The organism is Zhihengliuella salsuginis (assembly GCF_014651715.1).
Taxonomy (GTDB): domain Bacteria; phylum Actinomycetota; class Actinomycetes; order Actinomycetales; family Micrococcaceae; genus Zhihengliuella; species Zhihengliuella salsuginis.
This window is the reverse complement of the sequence record NZ_BMXK01000015.1, coordinates 22,229-42,660: the sequence shown is the minus strand read 5'-3', so window position 1 is coordinate 42,660 and position 20,432 is coordinate 22,229. Positions and strand designations below refer to the sequence as shown.

Annotated in this window: 14 protein-coding genes and 2 tRNA genes; 10 read left to right on the top strand and 6 right to left on the bottom strand. The window is 71.9% G+C overall.

Features of this window, described 5'->3' with window-relative positions; genetic code table 11:
* Together IE069_RS14555 and IE069_RS14550 are read right to left on the bottom strand one after the other, a co-directional pair.
* Positions 1–649, bottom strand: a 649-nt coding sequence (locus tag IE069_RS14555; protein WP_506016869.1) for a phosphohexomutase domain-containing protein, incomplete at its 3' end; no start/stop codon positions are given.
* Positions 650–779: 130 nt separating this feature from the next.
* A complete protein-coding gene (locus IE069_RS14550) occupies positions 780–953 on the bottom strand; it encodes a hypothetical protein (RefSeq protein WP_189351395.1) in 174 nt (57 codons plus the stop codon).
* A 171-nt stretch (positions 954–1,124) separates the two neighbouring features.
* On the opposite strand from IE069_RS14550, the gene IE069_RS14545 reads away from it, so the two are divergent.
* The 3 genes from IE069_RS14545 to IE069_RS14535 all read left to right on the top strand — a co-directional run bounded on the left by IE069_RS14545 (position 1,125) and on the right by IE069_RS14535 (position 6,038).
* Entirely contained in the window at positions 1,125–3,257 is a 2,133-nt protein-coding gene (locus IE069_RS14545; RefSeq protein WP_189351393.1) for a RecQ family ATP-dependent DNA helicase, read from the top strand.
* Between the two features lie 42 nt (positions 3,258–3,299).
* Positions 3,300–4,229: a cytochrome c-type biogenesis protein gene (locus IE069_RS14540; RefSeq protein ID WP_189351391.1), complete on the top strand. Its 930-nt coding sequence runs from the start codon at positions 3,300–3,302 to the stop codon at positions 4,227–4,229.
* A gap of 165 nt (positions 4,230–4,394) precedes the next feature.
* Positions 4,395–6,038 (top strand): amidohydrolase, encoded by a 1,644-nt coding sequence (locus IE069_RS14535; protein WP_189351389.1) that lies wholly within the window; start codon positions 4,395–4,397, stop codon positions 6,036–6,038.
* A 52-nt stretch (positions 6,039–6,090) separates the two neighbouring features.
* Here the strand turns inward: IE069_RS14535 and IE069_RS14530 are convergent.
* Together IE069_RS14530 and IE069_RS14525 are read right to left on the bottom strand one after the other, a co-directional pair.
* Positions 6,091–6,182 (bottom strand) — tRNA-Ser (locus tag IE069_RS14530).
* 98 nt (positions 6,183–6,280) lie between these two features.
* Positions 6,281–8,410, bottom strand: coding sequence for a prolyl oligopeptidase family serine peptidase (locus IE069_RS14525; RefSeq protein ID WP_189351388.1), 2,130 nt, complete (start codon positions 8,408–8,410; stop codon positions 6,281–6,283).
* 124 nt (positions 8,411–8,534) lie between these two features.
* On the opposite strand from IE069_RS14525, the gene IE069_RS14520 reads away from it, so the two are divergent.
* Positions 8,535–10,673 (top strand): FAD/NAD(P)-binding protein, encoded by a 2,139-nt coding sequence (locus IE069_RS14520; RefSeq protein ID WP_229791185.1) that lies wholly within the window; start codon positions 8,535–8,537, stop codon positions 10,671–10,673.
* A gap of 1 nt (position 10,674) precedes the next feature.
* On the opposite strand, the gene IE069_RS14515 is transcribed toward IE069_RS14520, so the two are convergent.
* Positions 10,675–13,239 carry an ExeM/NucH family extracellular endonuclease gene (locus IE069_RS14515; RefSeq protein WP_229791184.1) on the bottom strand — a complete coding sequence of 855 codons (2,565 nt, stop codon included), beginning with the start codon at positions 13,237–13,239 and terminating at the stop codon, positions 10,675–10,677.
* Positions 13,240–13,479: 240 nt separating this feature from the next.
* Between IE069_RS14515 and IE069_RS14510 the strand changes: the two genes are divergently transcribed.
* The 3 genes from IE069_RS14510 to IE069_RS14500 are packed head-to-tail and all read left to right on the top strand — an operon-like array spanning position 13,480 to position 16,828.
* Entirely contained in the window at positions 13,480–14,631 is a 1,152-nt protein-coding gene (locus IE069_RS14510; RefSeq protein ID WP_229791183.1) for a P-loop NTPase family protein, read from the top strand.
* Complete coding sequence (locus IE069_RS14505) at positions 14,619–16,256, top strand: ABC transporter ATP-binding protein (protein ID WP_189351383.1); 1,638 nt, start codon at positions 14,619–14,621, stop codon at positions 16,254–16,256. Before IE069_RS14510 ends, IE069_RS14505 begins: the two co-directional genes overlap by 13 nt.
* A 47-nt stretch (positions 16,257–16,303) precedes the next feature.
* A complete protein-coding gene (locus IE069_RS14500; RefSeq protein ID WP_189351382.1) occupies positions 16,304–16,828 on the top strand; it encodes a hypothetical protein in 525 nt (174 codons plus the stop codon).
* 102 nt (positions 16,829–16,930) lie between these two features.
* Here the strand turns inward: IE069_RS14500 and IE069_RS14495 are convergent.
* Positions 16,931–17,018 (bottom strand) — tRNA-Ser (locus tag IE069_RS14495).
* Between the two features lie 207 nt (positions 17,019–17,225).
* Here IE069_RS14495 and IE069_RS14490 point away from each other — a divergent pair.
* The 3 genes from IE069_RS14490 (at position 17,226) to IE069_RS14480 (ending at position 20,362) form a co-directional block, all read left to right on the top strand.
* Positions 17,226–18,785 (top strand): OFA family MFS transporter, encoded by a 1,560-nt coding sequence (locus IE069_RS14490; protein WP_189351380.1) that lies wholly within the window; start codon positions 17,226–17,228, stop codon positions 18,783–18,785.
* Between the two features lie 40 nt (positions 18,786–18,825).
* Positions 18,826–19,824 carry an NAD(P)H-quinone oxidoreductase gene (locus tag IE069_RS14485; RefSeq protein WP_189351397.1) on the top strand — a complete coding sequence of 333 codons (999 nt, stop codon included), beginning with the start codon at positions 18,826–18,828 and terminating at the stop codon, positions 19,822–19,824.
* Between the two features lie 67 nt (positions 19,825–19,891).
* Positions 19,892–20,362: a hypothetical protein gene (locus IE069_RS14480; protein WP_189351377.1), complete on the top strand. Its 471-nt coding sequence runs from the start codon at positions 19,892–19,894 to the stop codon at positions 20,360–20,362.
* Positions 20,363–20,432 lie beyond the last annotated feature (70 nt).

Genomic DNA, 20,432 nt, shown 5'->3' with positions numbered 1-20,432 from the left:
CGTCGAGCTCGAAGTACATCGGCACGATCTCGAGCGGGAGCCCGGGCAGCAGCACGTCGCCGAGGACCGCCGGCGTCGTGAGGCCGCCCATCCCGTTGCCGGCATCCACGACGACCTTCAGCGGGCGGATCCCCGACAGGTCCACCAGCGACCGCAGGTACGCGGCATAGTCGGCCAGGACGTCGACCTCGTCGACCGAACCGCCGGCGACGCCGTCGGGCAGGCCGGAGTCCAGGTAGCGCACCGCGGCGTCGCGGATCTCGAACAGCCCCGTGTCGGCGGAGATCGGGACGGCGCCGGCCTTGGCCATCTTCATGCCGTTGTACTGCGCCGGGTTGTGGCTCGCGGTGAACACCACGCCCGCCGCCTCGCGGACACCGCAGGCGAAGTACAGCTCGTCCGTCGAGATCAGACCGAGCAGCTGGACCCGGCCGCCGCGACCCGCCGCGCCGCGGGCGAACGCCGCCGCGAACTCCGGCGACGACGGCCGCATGTCCCGACCCACCAGCACGGTCTGTCCGGAGAGGCCCAGCACGTCCACGAACGCGGCACCGACGGCCTCGGCCGATTCGGCGGTCAGCGAAGTGCCGACGAGGCCGCGAACGTCATACGCCTTGAAGGCGTCCTGCAAATCTACGTTGGTTTTCACGCCTTAGAGCCTACCGGCAGAAGGCCGCGCAGCGGGGACGGTCCACGCGAGGGCCGGTCTCTGCCGTGCACCCGTCAGGTTTAACGCTTCTTTCATTGAATAAACGAGTCTCAATCCGGCTGTCCGGTGCTCAGAAGAGGTCCGACCCGGCCGGTTCGCCCTCGCTGGAATCCCAGATGGTCCCGCCGCCGTGCTCCTGGTCGGGCGCGCGTCGCGACTGCTTCGCCGTGTAGTACAGAACTCCCGCTGCCACGGCGATCAGCAGCAGCATGATCGCCGAGATGGCCCAATTTTCGATCCCCATCATCCCTCATTCTCCGGATGCTCGATATGCCCGCTCGGTCGGCGCGCGGATCGCTCCTGCACGCTTACTATGGATGATAGTGCACTTCGTGTCCGTCGGGAAGTGGTGGGTTCTCCACAGATGCCGCCGATGCTCAGCATGGCACGCGGGTCGCCTGACATACTGGCGGGCATGGTGGAGAACACGACGACACAGGCCGCAACCGATCTGCGACGCGATGCGACGGAGGTGCTCCGGCGCCTGGTGGGAAGGCCGGACGCGGAGTTCCACGAGGGGCAGTTCGAGGCGATCCAGGCCCTCGTCGAGGGAGGGCGGCGCGCCCTCGTCGTCCAGCGGACGGGCTGGGGCAAATCGGCCGTCTACTTCGTCGCGAGCCTCCTGTTGCGTGCGCGGGGCTCCGGCCCGACGCTGATCGTCAGCCCGCTGCTCGCTTTGATGCGCGATCAGGTCGCGGCCGCGGAGCGGGCCGGGGTGCGCGCTGCGGCCATCAACTCTGCGAACGCGGTCGAATGGGGCGAGATCCGCGGCCGCCTCGAGGCCGACGAGATCGATGTTCTGCTCGTGTCGCCGGAGCGCCTGAACAATCCGCGGTTCCGTGCCGAGCAGCTGCCCGATCTCGTCCGGCGGATGGGTCTGCTCGTGATCGACGAGGCGCACTGCATCTCCGACTGGGGCCACGACTTCCGGCCCGACTACCGGCGCATCAAGGACCTGATCCGCGAGCTGTCGGACTCCGTGCCGGTGCTCGCCACGACGGCGACGGCCAACGAGCGCGTCGTGCACGACGTCGAGGAGCAGCTGGCCGCGGGCACGGCGGAGGTCTTCTCCCTGCGCGGGCCGCTCGCGCGAAAGTCGCTGCGCCTGGGCGTACTCCGGCTCTCCGGGCCCAAAGCGCAGCTGGCCTGGCTGCTCTCCAACCTCGATGCGCTCCCGGGCAGCGGCATCGTCTACAGCCTGACGGTCTCCGCAGCAGAGGATATCGCCCGCGCACTGCGCGATGCCGGCCACGTCGTCCGCTCGTACACGGGCCGCACCGACGCACAGGAGCGGGCCGAGGCGGAGCAGGACCTCAAGGACAACAAGGTCAAGGCGCTGATCGCGACCAGCGCACTGGGGATGGGATTCGACAAGCCGGATCTGGGCTTCGTCGTCCACGTCGGCGCACCGAGCTCACCGGTCGCCTACTACCAGCAGGTCGGCCGTGCCGGCCGCGGCACCGACAACGCCGACGTCCTGCTGCTGCCCGGGCCGGAGGACCGTGCCATCTGGCAGTACTTCGCGACCTCGTCCATGCCGGACCAGGAGCGCGCCGAGGCCGTTCTGGCGGCGCTCGGACAGAACGGCACCATGTCGGCGCCCCAGCTCGAAGCCAGCGTCAATCTCCGCCGGAGTCCCCTGGAGCTGCTGCTCAAGGTGCTCGCCGTGGACGGGGTCGTCGAACGGGTCCAGGGCGGTTGGGCCTCGACCGGCAGGCCCTGGGTCTACGACGCGGAACGCTATCAGCGGGTGGCCGCCGCCCGTGTCGCGGAGCAGAACGCGATGCTCGACTACGAGCACACGGAGGGGTGCCGCATGGAGTTCCTCTCCCGCGCGCTCGACGACCCGGCCGCCGCCCCGTGCGGACGCTGCGACAACTGCGCGGGGGCCTGGTACCCGACGGGCATCGACGAGACGGCCCAGCAGGGTGCCCAGTCGGCGCTCGGGCGCGTCGGCGTCGAGCTCGAACCGCGTGCCATGTGGCCCTCCGGAATGGATCGGCTGTCCGTGCCCGTCAAGGGCAGAATCAAGCCGGAAGAGCAGATGGGGTCCGGCCGGGCCCTCGCCCGCCTGACGGACCTCGGCTGGGGATCGCGACTGCGGGAGATCTTCGAGGGGCAGGGCGCCGACGGCCCCGTGCCCGACGACATGCTCGCCGCATGCGTGCAGGTGCTGGCCCAGTGGGGGTGGGGCGAGCGGCCCGTCGCCGTCGTCAACCTCCCCTCGCGGCGACGGCCCGAGCTGGTGCGCTCGCTCGCGCAGGGCCTCGCGAGCGTCGGAAGACTGCCCTACGGCGGGGAGCTGGCGTATGCGCACGACGGGCCTCGGAACGGGCCGGGCGGCAGCAGCGCCTTCCGCCTCGCGGACGTGTGGGAGCAGTTCTCAGTGCCCGCCGAGATGGCGTCCAACGTCCAGGCGGCCCCCGGCCCGATCCTGCTCGTCGACGATCTCGCGGACAGCCGCTGGACGATCACCGAGGCAGCGCGCACCCTGCGCCGGGCCGGCGCGGACGGGGTGCTGCCCTTCGTTCTTGCGCTGAACGCGTAGCGGGGAAACCGACTCTCAGGGTCAAGGACTAGACTTGTCACCATGCTCGAAACGCTGCTCTGGGTACTCGTACCGATCCTGGTCCTGACGCTCGGCTTCTGGTGGGTTTCCAGCCTCCGGAAGCGCAACGCCAGGCAGGTGGCCTCTGCCGTCTCGCCCGAGTCGGCCCGCGCCGCCGCGGAACGGCTGACGCCCGAACAGCACCGGTCGGTGTACCGGAATCTGGCCGCCGGGAACTTCCTGGGCGCTGTCCAGGAGTACCGGAACGCCACGGGCACCCGCAGCGTCAAGGAGTGCATCGTCGCCGTGCGCAGCCTCGAGACGCACCCCCAGGTCGCCGGCGACAGCGGTGCACGTCCCGCGGTCTCCTCACCCTCGGCACCCGAGGCCGCTGCACCGGCGCCGGAACCCGAGGCCGGCGCGGACGATCCGGCGGCCGGCGGCCAGGGGCCGGACGGCGACGGGGCCGGTGAGCTGCCCGACAACTTCGTGGTCCCCGACGACTGGACCGAGAAATTCGGCGGCGACGCCGGTCGGACTGTGGCCACCTACAAGATCACGGAGCAGGTCGACGGCGAGGCCCATGAATTCAGCACCGCCGACCTCCCCCCGGCGGAAGCGGACCAGTTCCAGTCGCTCATGCGGGATGCGAACTTCTCCGGCGCGGCCGACCTGCTGGCCTCCTACTCCGGCCTCACACGCGAGAAGATCCAGCCGCTCCTCGAGGCGGCCCCGGACGCGTCCAACGGGACCATCGAGGACGGCTTCTCTGACTTCGGGTTCGAAGGGGAGGGGCCGGACGGCCGCATCTCGTTCAACTCGGCCCACCTTCCCGGGGAACAGCGGTCCGCCTTCCTGCAGCACCTCGCCGAGGGGCGCCTCGAGGAAGCCGGCCGGATCGTCGCCGACTTCACCGGGCTGTCGGAAGCGGCCATCCGCCAAGTGCTCTCCTCCTTCAACGACGGGCGTTGAGCCAGTCGGGCCGAAGGCCCGCACCGCTCTTGCGGAACCCCTGACGCGCGCGGGCGCCTAGAGGCAATTCTCGTGCGCCGTACGGCAATCCCCGGAGGTGATGCACCTCATAATATGGTCCCCAGCCGCGGGAAGCGGCGTCCGCAGACCCGGGGAGGACCACGCATGAACGGCCCAGCCGATGTGCTCATCACCAACGCTCGCATCGACCCGGACGGTACGGGCGGCCCGCCCGGTGCGCAACTGGCGATCAGCGGTACCCGCGTCGTCGCGGTCGGCGACGACCTGGAGGGCCTCCGCGGCCCCGGCACCCGGGTCGTGGACCTGGAGAACCGGTATGTCATGCCCGGCTTCGCCGACGTCCACACGCACCACCTGCTGGCCGGAGAGGCCGACCTCTTCGAGCTCCGCATCAGTCCCGCGGCGACACTCGATGAGTTCCTGAACCGGGTCGCCGCCCACAGTGCGGGCCTCGGTCCCGAGGAGTGGGTCGTCGGCGGCGACTGGGGAAGCGGTCTGCTGGAGGCCATCGACAACCCCGAGGCGCTCGCGCGGCTGGACGAAGCCACGGGCGGCCGCCCCGCGATGTTGCGCGATGACAGCAAGCACAACCGGTGGGTCAGCACTGCCGCGCTCGCGGCCGCCGGGATCACGGACGCGACCCCCGACCCGGACGGAGGGCAGATCCTCCGCGACGGCGCCGGCCGCGCGACCGGAGTCCTCATCGAGGCCGGTGGGCTCGCCGTCGAAGCGGCGCGCTCCGCCACCGGGGACGACTCCGTCGAGCGAACCGCGCGCGCCTCGGAGCGCGGCATCGAGATCCTCCATTCCTATGGCGTCACCGCGTTCCAGGACGCCGCCGCGTCGCTCCAGCTGCTGCAGGGTCTCAAACACCTGGACGAGCGGGGGCGGTTGAAGGCCTGGGTCGTGACCTCGATGCTGGCGAACGATTTCATCTTCGGCGCCGAGCCGCTCGGGGAGGGGATCATCGAACGGCGAGACGGGTACCGGTCCTCGCACCACCGGCCCGACTTCATCAAGATCTTCCTCGACGGAGTCCCGCCGACGCGCAGCGGCGCCTTCCTCGAGCCCTACCTGCCGGACGAGGCGCACGGATGCGACCACCGGGGGCAGACCACCATGGGCCCGGAGGAGCTCGAGAGGTGGCTGCTGTCGACGGCCGAGCGCGGAATCTCGGCCAAGATCCACTGCACGGGAGACGCCTCCGTCCGGCTCGTCCTCGACACGGTTGAGAAGGTTCGCGGGCGCGGCTTCGACGGGCCGCGCTACCACGTCGCCCACGGGCAGTTCGTCCACCCGGACGACATCGGCCGGTTCGCCGAGCTCGGCGTCGACGCGGACATCTCGCCCGCGCTCTGGTTCCCGGGCGTCATCGCCGAGGCCATCGCGACGGTGCTGCCGCACGAGCGTGCGACCCGGATGCAGCCCAACCGGGACCTGCTCGCAGCGGGAGCGGTCCTGGCGGGCGGATCGGACTGGCCGGTGGCCGAGAGCCCCAACCCCTGGGAGGCGGTCTACGGCCTCGTCACCCGGCAGGACCCGACGGGCCGCTTCCCCGGAACGCTCTGGCCGGAGCAGGGCATCGAGCTGTCGCAGGCGATCGCCGCCTACACGACGTCGTGCGTTCGCGCGATGGGGCTCGACGACGTCACCGGCACGCTCACCCCGGGACTGTCGGCCGACTTCGTCGTGCTCGACGAGAGTCCCTACGAGGTCGACATCGACCGACTGCCGCACTTCTCCGCGGCGCAGACCTGGTTCGCCGGCGAACCGGTCCACTCCCGCTGACCCGCCGGCGGCCCGGGGCAAAACAAAAAACCCCCTCTGACGAGGGGGTTTTTGGCGGACACGGGGGGATTTGAACCCCCGGTCGAGTTTAACCCCGACCCTTCATTAGCAGTGAAGTCCGTTCGGCCGCTCCGGCACGTGTCCAGACCACTGGCAAAGCCAGCTAGACAAGACTAGCGAATCCGCCCGGCCCGATCAAAACGGGGGGCCGCCGCGGCGGGCGGCCTGCGGCGCGCGGCGGATCAGCCGGCGACGTGGCGCCACAGGAACTCGTAGCTGGTGGCCAGTTTCCGGGCCGTCTGCCGGTTGTCGGTGGCGCCGGCGTGGCCGCCCTCGAGGTCCTCGTGGTACCAGACGTTCGCGGCGCCGCGGTCGGCCATCTTGGCGTACATCTTCCGCGCCTGGACGGGGCCGACCCGGTCGTCGCTCGTGGCCGTCCAGATCAGGGAGGCCGGGAACACCGCGTCGTCGTCCATCTCGTCGAGCCGGTGCAGCGGCGAGAAGGTCCGCACGTACTCCCACTCCTCGGGCACGTCCGGGTCCCCGTACTCCGCGATCCACGAGTGCCCGGCCGAGAGCTGCGTGTAACGCCGCATGTCCAGCAGCGGGACACCGCAGGAGATCGCCCCGAACAGGTCCGGGAACCCCGTCATCATGTTGCCCATCAGCAGCCCGCCGTTGCTCCCGCCCGACGCGGCCAGGTGCTCCGGTCGCGTGACGCCGCGGGCCACGAGGTCGCGCGCGATCGCGGCGAAGTCCTCGTAGGCGCGGTGGCGGTTCTGCTTCAGCGCCGCCCGGTGCCAGGCCGGTCCGTACTCGCCGCCGCCGCGGATGTTCGCCACCACGTACACGCCGGTGCGTCCGTCGTCGTTGCTGCGGGTCAGCCACGCGCGCCCCACGGCCGCGGAGTACGACGGCGTCAGGCTGATCTGGAAGCCCCCGTACCCGTTCATGAGGGTCGGGTTGGCGCCATCGCACACCAGATCCGCGGGGCCGACCTGGAAGTAGGGGACGGCCGTGCCGTCGTCGCTCGTGGCGAAGTGCTGCTCGACCACCAGGCCGGCCGCGTCGAACCGTCCGACGGCGCGCTTGACGGGCGCGAGGCCGGTGAGGGACGGGGCCGGGTCGCCCGGCTCCAGTGTGCCGCGCATGAGCGTCGTCGGAGTCGTGAAGCCGGTGCGCGTGAGCCAGAGGTCGTTCCCCGCCGACTCGTCCTCGTCGTCGACCGCCGCCACCGCGACGGTCTCGAGCGTCCCGCCCGGGTCGAGTTCGGTCAGTTCCCAGCTGGTCGCGGGGGAGGCGACGAGGACGGCGGAGACGACGTCGCGGAGCACGGTGAGCACCACGAAGTCCCGGGTGAACGAGTAGGAGGACAGGGACGTGCGCGCATCCGGGGTGAAGACCACGTGCACGTCGGTGTCTCCGGCGAGGAACGCGTCGAGTTCGGCGACGGCCAGGGACCCGGCCGGGACGGGCACCCCGCCCGCGTCCCAGTCGGTGCGCGGGCTGAAGAGCACCCACTGCCGGTGCACGTCGACGTCGACGTCGGTGGGCACGTCGATCAGGCGCCACTCGCCGTCGACCTCGACGTGGGCGCGGGCGTTGTGGAAGTCGATCATGTCGAACGCGAAGGTGCGCTCGAACCCGGGGGTGGAGTCGTGGCTGACGACGGCCATCACGTGCTCGGCGTCGACGGCGAAGACCTCGGGGGCGTCCGCGGGGTCGACGCCCCGCTCGAGGCGGCGCACCGTCCGGGCGTACGACGACTTCGTGACGGTCGGCCCACCGTCGGCTCCCGGTCCGAAGTCGGTGGCGAGGTAGACCGTGTCGGGCCCCGCCCACGACAGCCGGGTCTTCGCCACGGGGAGGTCGAACCCGCCGTCGGCCGGGTCCACGAAGGCGCGGTCGACGACGTCGTACTCCCTCACCCGCACCGCGTCGCCGCCGTCGGGGGACAGGTTGACGAGGGCGCGCCGGTACGGCTGGCCGGGCGCGGGCCGCAGCATCGCGACCCCCGCGTACATCCAGTCGGTGCCCTCGTCGGCGGCCAGGGCGTCGACGTCGAGCAGGACCTCCCAGTCGGGCTCGTCGCGCAGGTACGACTCCCAGGTGGTGCGCCGCCAGAGGCCCTTGGGGTTCTCGGCGTCGCGCCAGAAGTTGTAGTAGAAACCGCCGCGCTTGACGACGCCCGGGATCCGGTCCTCGGCGTCGAGGGCCTCGAGCAGGGAGGCCTCCAGCCGGTCGAAGGCCGGCGTGTGCAGCCAGGCCTCGGTGTCGCGGTTCCGTGCGCGCACCCAGTCGAGCGCGTCGGTCGAATGGATGTCCTCGAGCCACGTGTACGGGTCGGGGCTCTGCGTCGTCGTCTCGCTCATGCCGCTCAGTCTAGGGTTCCGCCGGCGCGCTAGGCTGAAGGGGTGCCGCCGTGTCCATCCGGGCCGGCGGCCGAGCGATTTCACGCCGCGAAGGTTGCCCGCGCCCGGGCAGGGAGGAGACCCATTGTCGCGCGAGAGGTACGTCGTCACGGTCATCGGTGCGGGGCCGCGCGGCACGTCCGTGCTGGAGCGGCTGCTGGCCAGGCTCGAGGCGGACCGGCGCGACGACGATGCGTACCCGCACGACGGCGAGCCGCGGGCCGAGGGGTCCGCCGCCAGCGCCCCCGGCCGCCTCGCGATCCAGATCGTCGAGCCGTACCGGCCGGGCTCCGGGCACGTCTGGTCGAGCGCCCAGTCGAGGCTGTTCCTGATGAACACCCCGGCGGTGTACCCGACGGTCGCGCCGCCCCGGAGCGCCGACGGGCCCGGGCTCACGTTCGACCAGTGGCGCGGTCTCGGCGGGGACGGCGCCGTCCTCGCGCCCGTCGAGCAGCAGGAGCTGTCCGCGCTCGGGCCCGGCGACTACCCCTCGCGGGCCCTCTACGGGCGCTACCTGGAGCACGTGTACGACGCCGTCGTCGCGCGGCTGCGCGCCCACCCGAACGTCGAATCCGTCGAGCACCTGCGCGCAACCGCAGTGGCCCTGGAACGCCGCAGCACCGACTACCGGATCGAGCTCGCCGCCCACGACGACGCCGTCCGCACCTCCCGCGGGCGGATCGCCCCGACGGCCGGGCTGCGCGACCGGCGGCCGGGTGCCGCCGGGATCCCGGCGGAGGTTCCCGAGGCCGTGGCGAGCGACGCCGTCGTCCTCGCCGTGGGGCACGTGCCCGCGGAGCTGAACCCGCGTCAGGCCGCCGCCGGCCGCCGCGCGGAGGAGCTCGGGCTCAGCTACCAGGGGCCGAACGTGCCCTCCGACGTCGACTGGGAGATGTTCCCGGGCGGCGAGCCCCTGCTGGTCCGCGGGCTGGGGCTGAACTTCTTCGACGCGCTGGCGCAGCTGACCACCGCCCGCGGCGGCGACTTCGTGCCCACCGGCGCGGGGCCCGGCCGCGCGCTCGAGTACCGGGGCAGCAGCCGCGAGCCGAGGATCTTCGCAGCCTCTCGCCGCGGGGCGCCGTACCGGGCGAAGGCCGATGTGCCGGCGTTCGTGCCGCCGAGCGTGGAGCTCGTGTACCTCACGTTCGAGCGGGTGCACGCCCTCGCCGCTGCCGGCGCCCCGGGTGAACCGCGCGGCAAGGTCGGGTTCGACGCCCACATCTGGCCGCTGCTGCACCGCGACGTGCTGCGCACCTACTACCGGGTCGCGGCCCGGGTGGCCCCGGAGAAGTTCCGCGACGCGGACGAGTTCCTGGCCCGGATGGACGACCTGCTGGACGCGCAGATCCACCCCGAGCAGAACGTGCAGGGGACGCCCGTGCACGGCCAGGAGGTCTGGCGCTCGCAGGTGGCCGATCTGGTGGGGGCCATGGCGCCGGACATCGGCTGGCTGGACGTGCCCGGCCTCGGCGCGCCGTTCGCCAAGCGCGGGTTCCCCAGCGCGGACGCCTACCAGGCGGCGGTGATCGAATACCTCGAGGCCGACGCGGCGGGGTCGAGCGCGGGCGAGGACGACCCGCTGAAGATGGCGATCGGCGCCCTGCACGCCGGGCGACTGCTGACCAAGCGCCTCGTTGCCGAGTCGCTGATCGACGACGTCTCCCGCACCGACGAGGTGCAGAAGTGGTTCGAGCCGCTCGTCGAGGGCACCGCGAGCGGTCCGCCGGCGCGGCGCATCGAGGAGCTGGCGGCCCTGGCGCGCGCCGGCGTCGTGACGTTCCTCGGGCCGGACCCGGTGTTCACGCTCGACGACGAGGGCGAGTACTCGGGCGTGTTCACGGCCTCGTCGCGCTGGGTCGATGCCGCGCCCGTGACCGCCCACCACATGCTCGAGGCGATGATGCCGGCCAACCGCGTCGCGCAGGCCGCGTCGCCGCTGCTGAAGCAGCTGCAGTCGGACGGCCTGGCCCGCCCGAACGCGATCCCCACCGAGGACGGCGAGACGGTGCCGGGCCCGGGGTTCGACGTCGTCGGCACCCCCTACCGCCTGGTGGACTCCGGCGGCATCGCGCACCGGTCGATCTTCGTGCTCGGCCTGCAGCTCTCGGGCGTGCAGTGGGGCACTGCGATCGCGGCCGAGGCCGGCGGATCCTACGACGACGGCGCCCGCACCCTCGCGGATGCGGACGCCGTGGCGGTCGAGCTGCTGCGTCTCGCGCGCTGAACTACTTCTTCGGCAGCGCGAGTCCGACCAGCGCCGGGTCGTGGTCCGAGGCGCGGTAGGCGTCGGCCGTGTAGAGGTCGGTGAGGTTGTAGTTGAAACGGCTGTACTCGAGGGCCACCGGCTCGTCGGCGTTGATGTCCCAAACCGTCGATCCCGTCACGTGGCCGGCCGCGCCCTCGGAGGCGAGGATGTGGTCGAGGGAGCCGACCAGCCCGCCGTACAGGTAGGTGTGGTCCGTTGCGGCGCCGAGGTTGGTGTATCCGGCGTCGTGGAACACCTGCATCGGGTCCTCCTGCGTGTAGGAGTTGAAGTCGCCGGTGAGGAAGACCTTCTCCGTGTTCCGGTCCTGCTTCAGCTCGTCGGCGAAGGCCACAAGTGCCTCGGCCTGCGCGACGCGGGCCTCGTTCCAGGCGCCCTGCCCGTCGCCGGAGTCGGCGTTGCCGGAGCCGTCGTTCGGGTTCGAGCCCTTGGACTTGAAGTGGTTCACGATGGCCAGGAAGCGCGACTTGGAATTCCCGTGCTTCGTCTGGAAGGCCTGGGCCAGCGGTTCGCGGGCGTTGGAGAACGCGTCGGAGCCGGTCAGGATCACCGATTCGTCGATCGGCTTGACCGCGGCCTTCTTGTAGATGAAGGCGGTGCGGATCACGTCCTCGTCGGCCGGCACGTCGGCCGGCGACGGGACGAACGCCCACGCGTCGGCGCCCAGGTCCTCGTTCAGGGCGTCCGTCAGGGTCGCCAACGCGACGTCGCGGTCCTTGCCGAACGCGGCCGAGTTCTCGATCTCCTCGAGGGAGACGACGTCGGCGTCGAGCGCGTTGACCGCCGCGACGATCTTGGCCTCCTGCCGTTCGAAGTTCTCGGCGTCGGCGGCGCCGCGGGGCCCGTCCGGGTTGCAGCGGTTGGTGCCCACCGGATCGCCCTCGCGGTCGGTGTACCAGGAGCACGTGCCGCCGAGCTGCTCCACGAACTCCGCGCCCGTGGTGGGGAAGTAGTTCAGGACGTTGAAGGAGGCGAGCGTCACGTCCCCGCCGACCTCGGCGGGCGCCTCGGTGCGGGTCTCGGAGAACGACGCCGGCACGGCCGGGTGGTCCGCGCCCGTCACCTGTTCCCGGGGCTGGAAGCGCCACGTGTCGAACCCGTAGTGCAGCACCACCGGGGACGTGAACGTCACCTCGGCGCCCACGCGGATCTCCGTGGACGCGTCGAGGTAGGGCAGCGGCGAGTCCTTGGCCGCGTCGTTGCGCAGGTAGTCGGCCGACGCGCCGTCGTCGAGGGTGATCGAGCGCTGCGCGTTCTCCGCCTCGACGGCTGCGGCCAGCTCGGAGCCGGCGGGGGCGACGTCGGTCGGCTGCGGCAGCAGGGCCTCGCCCTCGACGAGGCTGCTCGTGCCGAAGGACAGGCCGATCTCGCCGTACTGGTTCAGCGAGTAGTTGTCAGCCACGGTCCAGTCGCCCTCGGGCTGCCACAGCATCGATTCGAACGGCTCGCGCTCGGCGTCCGTCTCCGGCCACGGGCCGGTGAGGGGCTTGACCGCCTCGGCCGGCTCGTCGAGCACCCCGACGCTGCCGCTCGACGCGTCGATCTGGGTGAGGTCGTAGTACTCGGTCGCGGTGCCGGTGACCTCGACGTGGTCGTCGACGGCGACCTCGGAGACCAGGGACGGGGCGTAGACGAACACGCCGTGGCTGGCGGTCGCCTCCATGTCGCCGCCGGTGCCCGGCGTCTGGATGAAGAAGCCGTCGAGCCCGCCCGTGGGGAAGGCGGCCGTGACGACGCCGCGCGTAGAGACCGCCTCGCCGTACAGGGGAGTGCGCCCGCCGTCGCCCTGGATCTCGGCGATGTCGACGGCGACCGCGGGCTCGCCGGGCTCCTCGGAACCGTCGTCCCCTCCGCCGGGCTCCCCGCCGGCGCCGGTCGAGGACGTCGGCGTGACGGAGCTGCTCAACGTGAAGTCGGCGGAGTTGTCGTCCGTGTCGACGCCGTCGGCGCGGTTGAGCGAGCGCGGATCCGAGTTGCCGGACGGGGCGGTCGCGGGCGCCGTCTCGAAGGTGTTGGAGGAGCCGTAGCCGAGGAGGTCGGCGACGTTCTCGACGCCCGTGATCGATCCGGTCGGCAGCGAGAGCCGGGTGTCGGTCTCGGCGAGGATGACCGTGCCCCGCGTGCCGGAGGGGTTGAAGCTGCCGCCGACCTCGAGGTCGGCGGCGGGCAGCTCAGCCCCGTTGCCGCCGTTCGATCCGCCGGAGATCAGGAAGTGCCCGCCCGGCTCGACGGTCCCCGTCAGGGGCGCCAGGCCGTGGGACTCGGCGTCGCCGGTGGCGGAGCGGTACTGGAGGCTCCAGCCGTCGAGGCTGACCGCCGCGTCCGTCGGATTGTAGAGCTCGACGAATTTGGTGGTGTAGGCGGCGTTGGCGCTGCCGCCGGAGAGGTAGGCCTCGTTGATGACGACGCCGGAGCCGTCGGCGGCCGATGCGGCCGGTGCCGCCGAGGCGGCCGGGGCGACCAGCGCCGCTGCGAGCACGGCTGCGGCGACGGCGGCGGATGGGCGGGAGAGATGAGTTGTACGCACTGTTGTTCCTCTGATGGGAAAGCATTTAGCAAACGCTTGATACTTCACCAGATTCTCATGAACTGTGCATGGCGTCACGGTTGACGCAGCATGTCGAATCCCGTCGGCGCCGCCGTCTCACCGAATTCTCATGCTTCTCATCTTTCCTAGGCCGCTCCTCATCTGCCCTTCATCTGGACTTGAGTAGATGGTTTGGCGACGGGACACCCGGTCGCGGACCGATCATCAGAGGAGTACACCATGACCGTCATCGACACCCGATACCCGGCCGCCGCCACCGAGAACCCGGCCGGGGGAGTCTCTGCCGCGCTCGAACCCGGCATACACGAGCAGGATCTGGCCGCCGAGCGCCTGGTCGCCGCCCGGGCCGCCTACACCACCCGCTTCGTCGCCGGGCAGGCCGCGCAGCAGCCGTTCGGCTACCGCCTGCGCTCCGGAGGCGGCGTCGTGCCGCGGGCGGGCGACGTCGTCCTCGCCCGCGTCCTCGAGATCGGCCAGCACAAGCGGTTGGAGAGCCCGGTCTCGCGCAAGGCACTGCTGTTCCCCGGCCAGGAGATCCTCGTCGCCTACGGCCACCGGTACGCCCCGGACCAGTTCCTCGCCCACGTGCCGTCGTCTCTGGAGCCCTGCGACCTCGTCGCCGGCGGCGGGCTCGCCTCCAGCGTCCGCGAGGCGCACGCCAGGGTCGACGAGGCCACGCGCATCGAACCCATCGGCCTGCTCTGCGACGGCGACGGCGTGGTCACCCTGCGCGACCGGGCGCCTCTGCAGCTCGTCCCCGCAGGCACGGAGGTCGTCGGCGCCCCGCCGGTCTTCGCCGTCCTCGGTTCGTCCATGAACTCGGGCAAGTCGACCACGGCCGCCTGCCTCGTCAACGGCCTCACCAATGCCGGGCTGACCGTCTCCGCCGGCAAGGTGACCGGCACGGGGGCCGGCAACGACGTGAACCTCTTCCGGGATGCCGGGGCCGCCCGCGTCATCGACTTCACCGACTTCGGGTACCCGACGACCTTCCAGACCGACTACGCCGAGGTGTGCCGGCTGCTGAGCAGCACGGTCTCCGTCCTGGCCGGCGACGGACCGGACGCGATCGTCCTCGAGATCGCCGACGGCATCTTCCAGGGGGAGACGGCCCGGCTCCTGCGCGACCCGCTGTTCCACCGGCTCGTCGGCTCCACCCTGTTCGCTGCCCAGGACGCGCTCGGCGCGCTCGCCGGCAGCAGGATCCTGCGCGAGTCGGGTGTCGACGTCGCCGCCATCTCCGGCGTCGTGACGGCGTCGCCCCTGGCCGCGGCCGAGGCCGCCGGCGAGGTGCCGGAGCGGATCATCGGCACCTTCGACCTGTGCGCGGACGAGACCGCCAGCGGCCTGCTGGCCGAGTGCGGCCGGTGAAGGCGGCCGCGCCCGGCGCCGAACCGCAGGGACCGGACCGCGAGTCCCTGCCGCCCCTGCTGACCGGTGCGCGGCGCTGGCACCTGGCGGCGCTGATCGCGCTCGCGGTGTCCCGCGCGGTCGTCTCCGTCATGGGCGCCGCGCTCGCCGGGCGGCTGATCGCCGCGGCCGGATCCGAAACCGCCGTCCAGGGCGCGGTGGTGGCGGCCGCCGCCGCGGTCGTCGTCGTTGCGACGTGCGTCTACGCCGAGCGGCTCGTGGCGGAGCGGCTGGGCCAGGACTACATCCACGAGCTGCGGGTGCGGCTGCTGCGGTCGACCCTCGACTCGGAGCGGCAGCGCAGTGCGGGCGTGACGATCGCGCGCAGCACCAACGACCTGACCGCGGTCCGCAACTGGGTGGGCCAGGGGATCGCCCCGCTGGTGGCGGGCCTGCCGTTGATCGTCGTCTCGATCGCCTGGCTGAGTCTGGAGAGCGTCTGGCTGGGCGCCGCCGTCGGCGCTCCGATGCTGCTCCTGGCCGGCGTGCTGGCGCTCCTGGCCGGGCCGTCCTTCCGGCGCGCCCGAGAGGTACGACGCCGGCGCGGACGCCTGGCCGCGCGCGTCGCCGACACCGTGCACGCCCGCGATTCGATCCGGTTCTCGGGCGGCACGGGCCGCGAGATGAGGCGTGTGGACCGGGACGGGCGGCTGGTCGTGGACGCCGCCGTCGCCCGGGCCGAGGTCACCGGCGGGCTGCGCGCGGCGTCGATGGCGGCGCCCCTCGCGGCCTCCCTCGGCGTCGGGGTGGTGGCAGCGCTCGGCCAGGTCGAGTCCGCGATGGCCGCGAGCGCGCTGATGCTGGCCGGCGTCATCGGGGCCCAGTGCACCGAGCTGGGGCGCGTCGTCGAGTACCGGCAGAACTACCGGGCCGCCCGCCGCATCATCGGCCCGGTCCTCAACGAGGCGCCGGGCGGTGGTGCCGCCTCCGACGGCGTTCCGGTCGGCGCGGAGCCGTCCGGGAGCCCGGAGAGGCTCGAGTACGCGCGACGGGGAGCCGGCGGCTCGGTCGCGGAGCCGCTCCTGATCGCCGACCCCGGGGAGGCGGTCCGCCTGGTCGGCCCGCCCGCGCGCATCGACGAGCTCTTCACCGGGCTGGCCGGCCTCTCGCCGCACCGGGCGGCGAGCCTGCTCGGCGGGAGCGACGTCGGCCGGCTCCCCTCCCGCCGGCGCCGCGCCCTGGTGGGTGCCGCCGGCGCATCCATGGCCCTCGAGCGGGGGAGCCTGCTGCGCTCCGTGCGCTACCGCGTCCCGGGATCCAGTGACGAGGAGGCCCTCTGCGCACTCGAGTCGGCCGGCGCCGACGTCGGCGCGTGGGAGCGGGACCTGCCGCAGGGGTGGTCCACCCTCCTCAAACACGGCGGGTCGCCGTTGAGCGCGTCCCAGCGGGCGCAGGTGCACCTGGCGCGCGCCATCCTCGGGACCCCGCCCGTGCTCCTGCTCAACCGCCTCGACGCCGACCTCGACGAGGCCGGACGCGGCGCCCTGCGGGCGCTGGTGCGCACCTACCCGGGCGTCGTCGTCTTCGCCTCGAGCGCACCGGAGACCGTGGCGCCGTCGGCGCGGACCGTCGTCGTACCGGAGTGAGGACCGGGCGGAAAACGCCGGCACGAAGAGCACGTAGCATGGCGGCCATGAGGGGAACCACCATCAGGCTCACGTCCACCGCGCTGGCCGCGTCCGTCGCACTGTCCATCGCCGGGTGCGGCTCCGGCGACGCCGACATCATGCCGACGGCGCCGGCAACGTCCGCAGTCGGCCCTGCGGCGACGCCTGCGGCCGGCACCTCGCGATCACCCGCGGTTGACGCCCCGACGCCGGAGGCCTCCGGCCCCGGCGAGCCGGCCGACCCCGGCCAGGCGTGGGCCGATGCGAGGATCAACCTGTTCCTCGGCGGGCAGGGCGCGCACAGCTTCGATGCGTTCATGGAGGGCACTCGGCACCGCGAGATCAAATCCTGGGGCACGCCGGAACCGGGGGTCCTCGGCGTCGTGGTCGCCTCGGGCGAGTGGTCCGGGGAGGACCTGACGTGGCTGGCGACGGACTTCATGCTGCACGGTGGACAGGAGACGCCCGAACTCGAGGAAGTGGTCGTCAGCGTCGAAGGCGCCGCAACAGTCGGCCGGGCGACGCGATCGGATGTCCCCGGCCTCGACTAGCGGCCTCCCGGCCCGCCGATCGTGCCGAGAACCTCGGTTCAGGACAACACAATGGCCGCTGCCTCGTCCGAAACTCGGGGGAGGCAGCGGCCATTGTCCACGCGGATGGTAAGGGATTTGAACCCTTGGTACGGGGTTACCGCACACCGGTTTTCAAGACCGGCTCCTTAGGCCGCTCGGACAACCATCCAGACTCCCCAACTTTACGGGGTCACCGCGATCCGCGCCAAAGCGGGCGGCCGGTGACGCGCGGTGGTCTTTCCGGTGCGGCCCATGACAAGGCAGAATGCGAGACGTGACCGCCGACACGGCGCCACATCGATTCGAACGGACGCCGGAGCGGCGACCGGCCGTCCGGCGGCTGGTTCCTCCAGCGGCCGTGCAACGAGGAGGTCAGATGAGCTGGTTGGACCGGTCCCATTCAGTCGCACCCCAGAACTTCAACCGCTGGCTCATCCCGCCGGCCGCGCTCGCCGTCCACCTCTGCATCGGGCAGGCCTACGCCACCAGCGTCTACAAGACCGCGCTGGTGGAGCACTTCGGGGCGAGCCTGACGGAGATCGGCGTCATCTTCTCGATCGCGATCGTGATGCTGGGGCTCTCCGCCGCCGTGATGGGCACGTGGGTCGAGCGGTCCGGGCCGCGCAAGGCCATGTTCGTCGCCGCCTGCCTGTGGGCGTCGGGCTTCTTCGTGGGCTCGGCCGGCATTTTCACCAGCCAGCTCTGGCTCGTCTACGTCGGGTACGGCGTCCTCGGCGGCATCGGCCTCGGAATCGGATACATCTCGCCGGTCTCGACCCTCATGAAGTGGTTCCCGGACCGCCCGGGCATGGCCACCGGCATGGCGATCATGGGCTTCGGCGGCGGCGCCCTGGTCGCGTCCCCGCTCTCCACCATGCTCATGCGGATGTACGACCCGGCCTCCGGCACCGAGGGCTGGGTGCCGTCCGGAGACGCCGTCGGCCAGCTCTTCGTGACCCTCGGCGTCGTCTACCTCCTCTTCATGCTCTACGGCTCGCTGACGATCCGGGTTCCGGCCGAGGGATGGCGGCCGCGCGGCTGGCACCCGGGCCAGGCCAAGAAGTCCGCGCTCGTGACCACCGCGAACGTCTCCGCCTCGAACGCCATCCGCACTCCGCAGTTCTGGCTCATCTGGGCGGTGCTCTTCCTCAACGTGACGGCCGGCATCGGCATCCTCGAGCAGGCGGCACCGATGATCCAGGACTTCTTCCGCGCTGGTGACGGCGCGTCCGCGGTGTCGGCGGCCGTCGCCGGCGGCTTCGTGGGCCTGCTGTCGATCGGCAACATGCTCGGCCGCTTCGCCTGGTCGTCGACGTCGGACAAGATCGGCCGGAAGCCGATCTATCTCGTCTACCTCGGCGTGGGCGCCGTGCTGTACACGGTGCTCGCCGTCGCGGGCGACACGAGCCGGCTGCTCTACATCTTCGTCGCGTTCGTCATCATCTCCTTCTACGGCGGCGGATTCGCCACGGCACCCGCCTATCTGAAGGACATGTTCGGCACCTACCAGGTCGGCGCCATCCACGGCCGTCTCCTGACGGCGTGGTCCGCCGCGGGCATCGCCGGCCCGGCCATCGTCAACGGCTTCCTCGACGCCCAGGGCGAGCCGGGGACGATGATGGCGGAGGACTACCGGCCCGTCCTGCTGACCATGGTGGGCCTGCTCGCGGCAGGTTTCGTCGCGAATCTGCTGATCCGGCCCGTGCGCGAGCGCTTCCACGAGCCGGTCGACCCGGCCGCGCGCGGGACTGCCGAGCCGGTGCCGGCCGCGGGCGCCCAGCTCGACGGTCCCGGCGCGAAGACCGCCGCCGACGCCGATCGCCCGGCGACGGACCTCGCGACGGGGCGGGTCGTTTTCGGGTGGCTCCTGGTGGGGGTTCCGCTATTGTTCGGCATATGGCAGACACTGACTCGCGTGGCGCAGCTCTTCGCGTAGGCGTCACCCGCGGTACCGAGGAGGCTGGATGAGCAAGCAGATGAGAGTGGTCGAGTACAACGGGTCCGGCGGACCCGAGGTCGTGAGCCTGTCCGAGCGCCCCGTGCCGCAGCCCGGTCCCGGAGAGGTCTTGATCAAGGTCGCCGCCGCCGGGCTCAACCGTGCCGACGTCGCGCAGCGCCGCGGCGTCTACCCGCCGCCGCCCGGCGAGAGCGACGTCCCCGGCCTCGAGGTCTCCGGGACCGTCGTCGAGCGCGGCCCGGGCGTCCAGATCGGCCAGGGGTACGACGACGGCGCCCACGTGTGCGCCCTGCTCGCCAGCGGCGGGTATGCCGAATACGTGGTCGCCCCGGCGGCGCAGACCGTCCCGGTCCCGGCCGGGGTCTCGCTCGTCGACGCGGCCGGCCTGCCCGAGGTCGCGGCCACCGTCTGGTCCAACCTCGTCATGGAGGCGGGGATCGTGCCGGGGGAGCGGCTGCTCGTGCACGGCGGATCCGGCGGCATCGGCTCGGCCGCGATCCAGATCATGACCGCCTACGGGGTCGACGTGGCCGTCACGGGCAGCACGCCGCAGAAGCTCGAGTACGCGCGCGAGCTCGGCGCCGACGTCGTGATCAACTACCACGACGAGGACTTCGTCGCGCGGGTCCGCGAGGCCACCCGGGAGGCGGAGGCGCCCGGTGCCGACGTCATCCTCGACGTCGTCGGGGCCAAGTACCTGGAGCGCAACGTCGACGCGCTCAGCACCGGCGGACGCCTCGTGGTGATCGGATTCAGCGGCGGGGCGCGGGCCGAACTCGATCTGGCCAAGCTCGCCGCCAAGCGGGGCAAGGTCATCGCCACGACCCTGCGCGCCCGCCCCGCCGAGGAGAAGGCCCGCATCATGCAGGAGGTGCGCGAGCACGTCTGGCCGATGATCACCCACAAGCATCTGGCCGTGACCACGGACCGGGTCTTCGGTCTGAGCGAGGCCCGCGAGGCACACGAGTACTTCGATACCGGGGAGCACCACGGCAAGGTCCTCCTGGTCGTCGATTGACGCCGGCCCTGTCTGCACGCGGCATCGGCGGCCCGGTGCCGCGGCCGCACCGTGGCAAGATGTAGGGATGGGATTCTTCGCTGGGTTGCGCGGGGCCCGCCGCGACAACAAGGAGCTCGGGCTGGGTGTGTGGCGGCGCGCCCACGACCGGTTCGAGCGCGGTCTCGACCGCTTCCACCAGGTCCTCGAGGGCATCGAGGGCGACGAGCTCTACAACGGGCTCGTGGAGATCGCGAACGGCCTGGCCGATCTGCAGCAGCCGGTGCGGGCCGTGTGCAGGCGCGCGCAGGAGCTCAAGCCGAGCACCGGCACGGACATCCCGGCCGGGGCCGACGTGGTGCACCGCGCGCTCTCGAAGGCCGCGAACGACCTGGCCATGGCCGCGCAGGCGGCCGCGATGGCGCGGCTCGAAGTCGAGCCCCTCGGGGCCGGGACGACCGGGAACGACCTGCACGTGCTCGAGAACGTGGCCCGTCGGGCGGAGACCGTGGCCGCCGGGGTGCGGCACGCCGAGGAAGCCGTCCTCCGACTTAGTTAAGAATCGACTCAAACTCGGTTGCGGCCGGATTTATTCCTCTGCGGGGGAAGACTACGCGGCTGGCGATCAG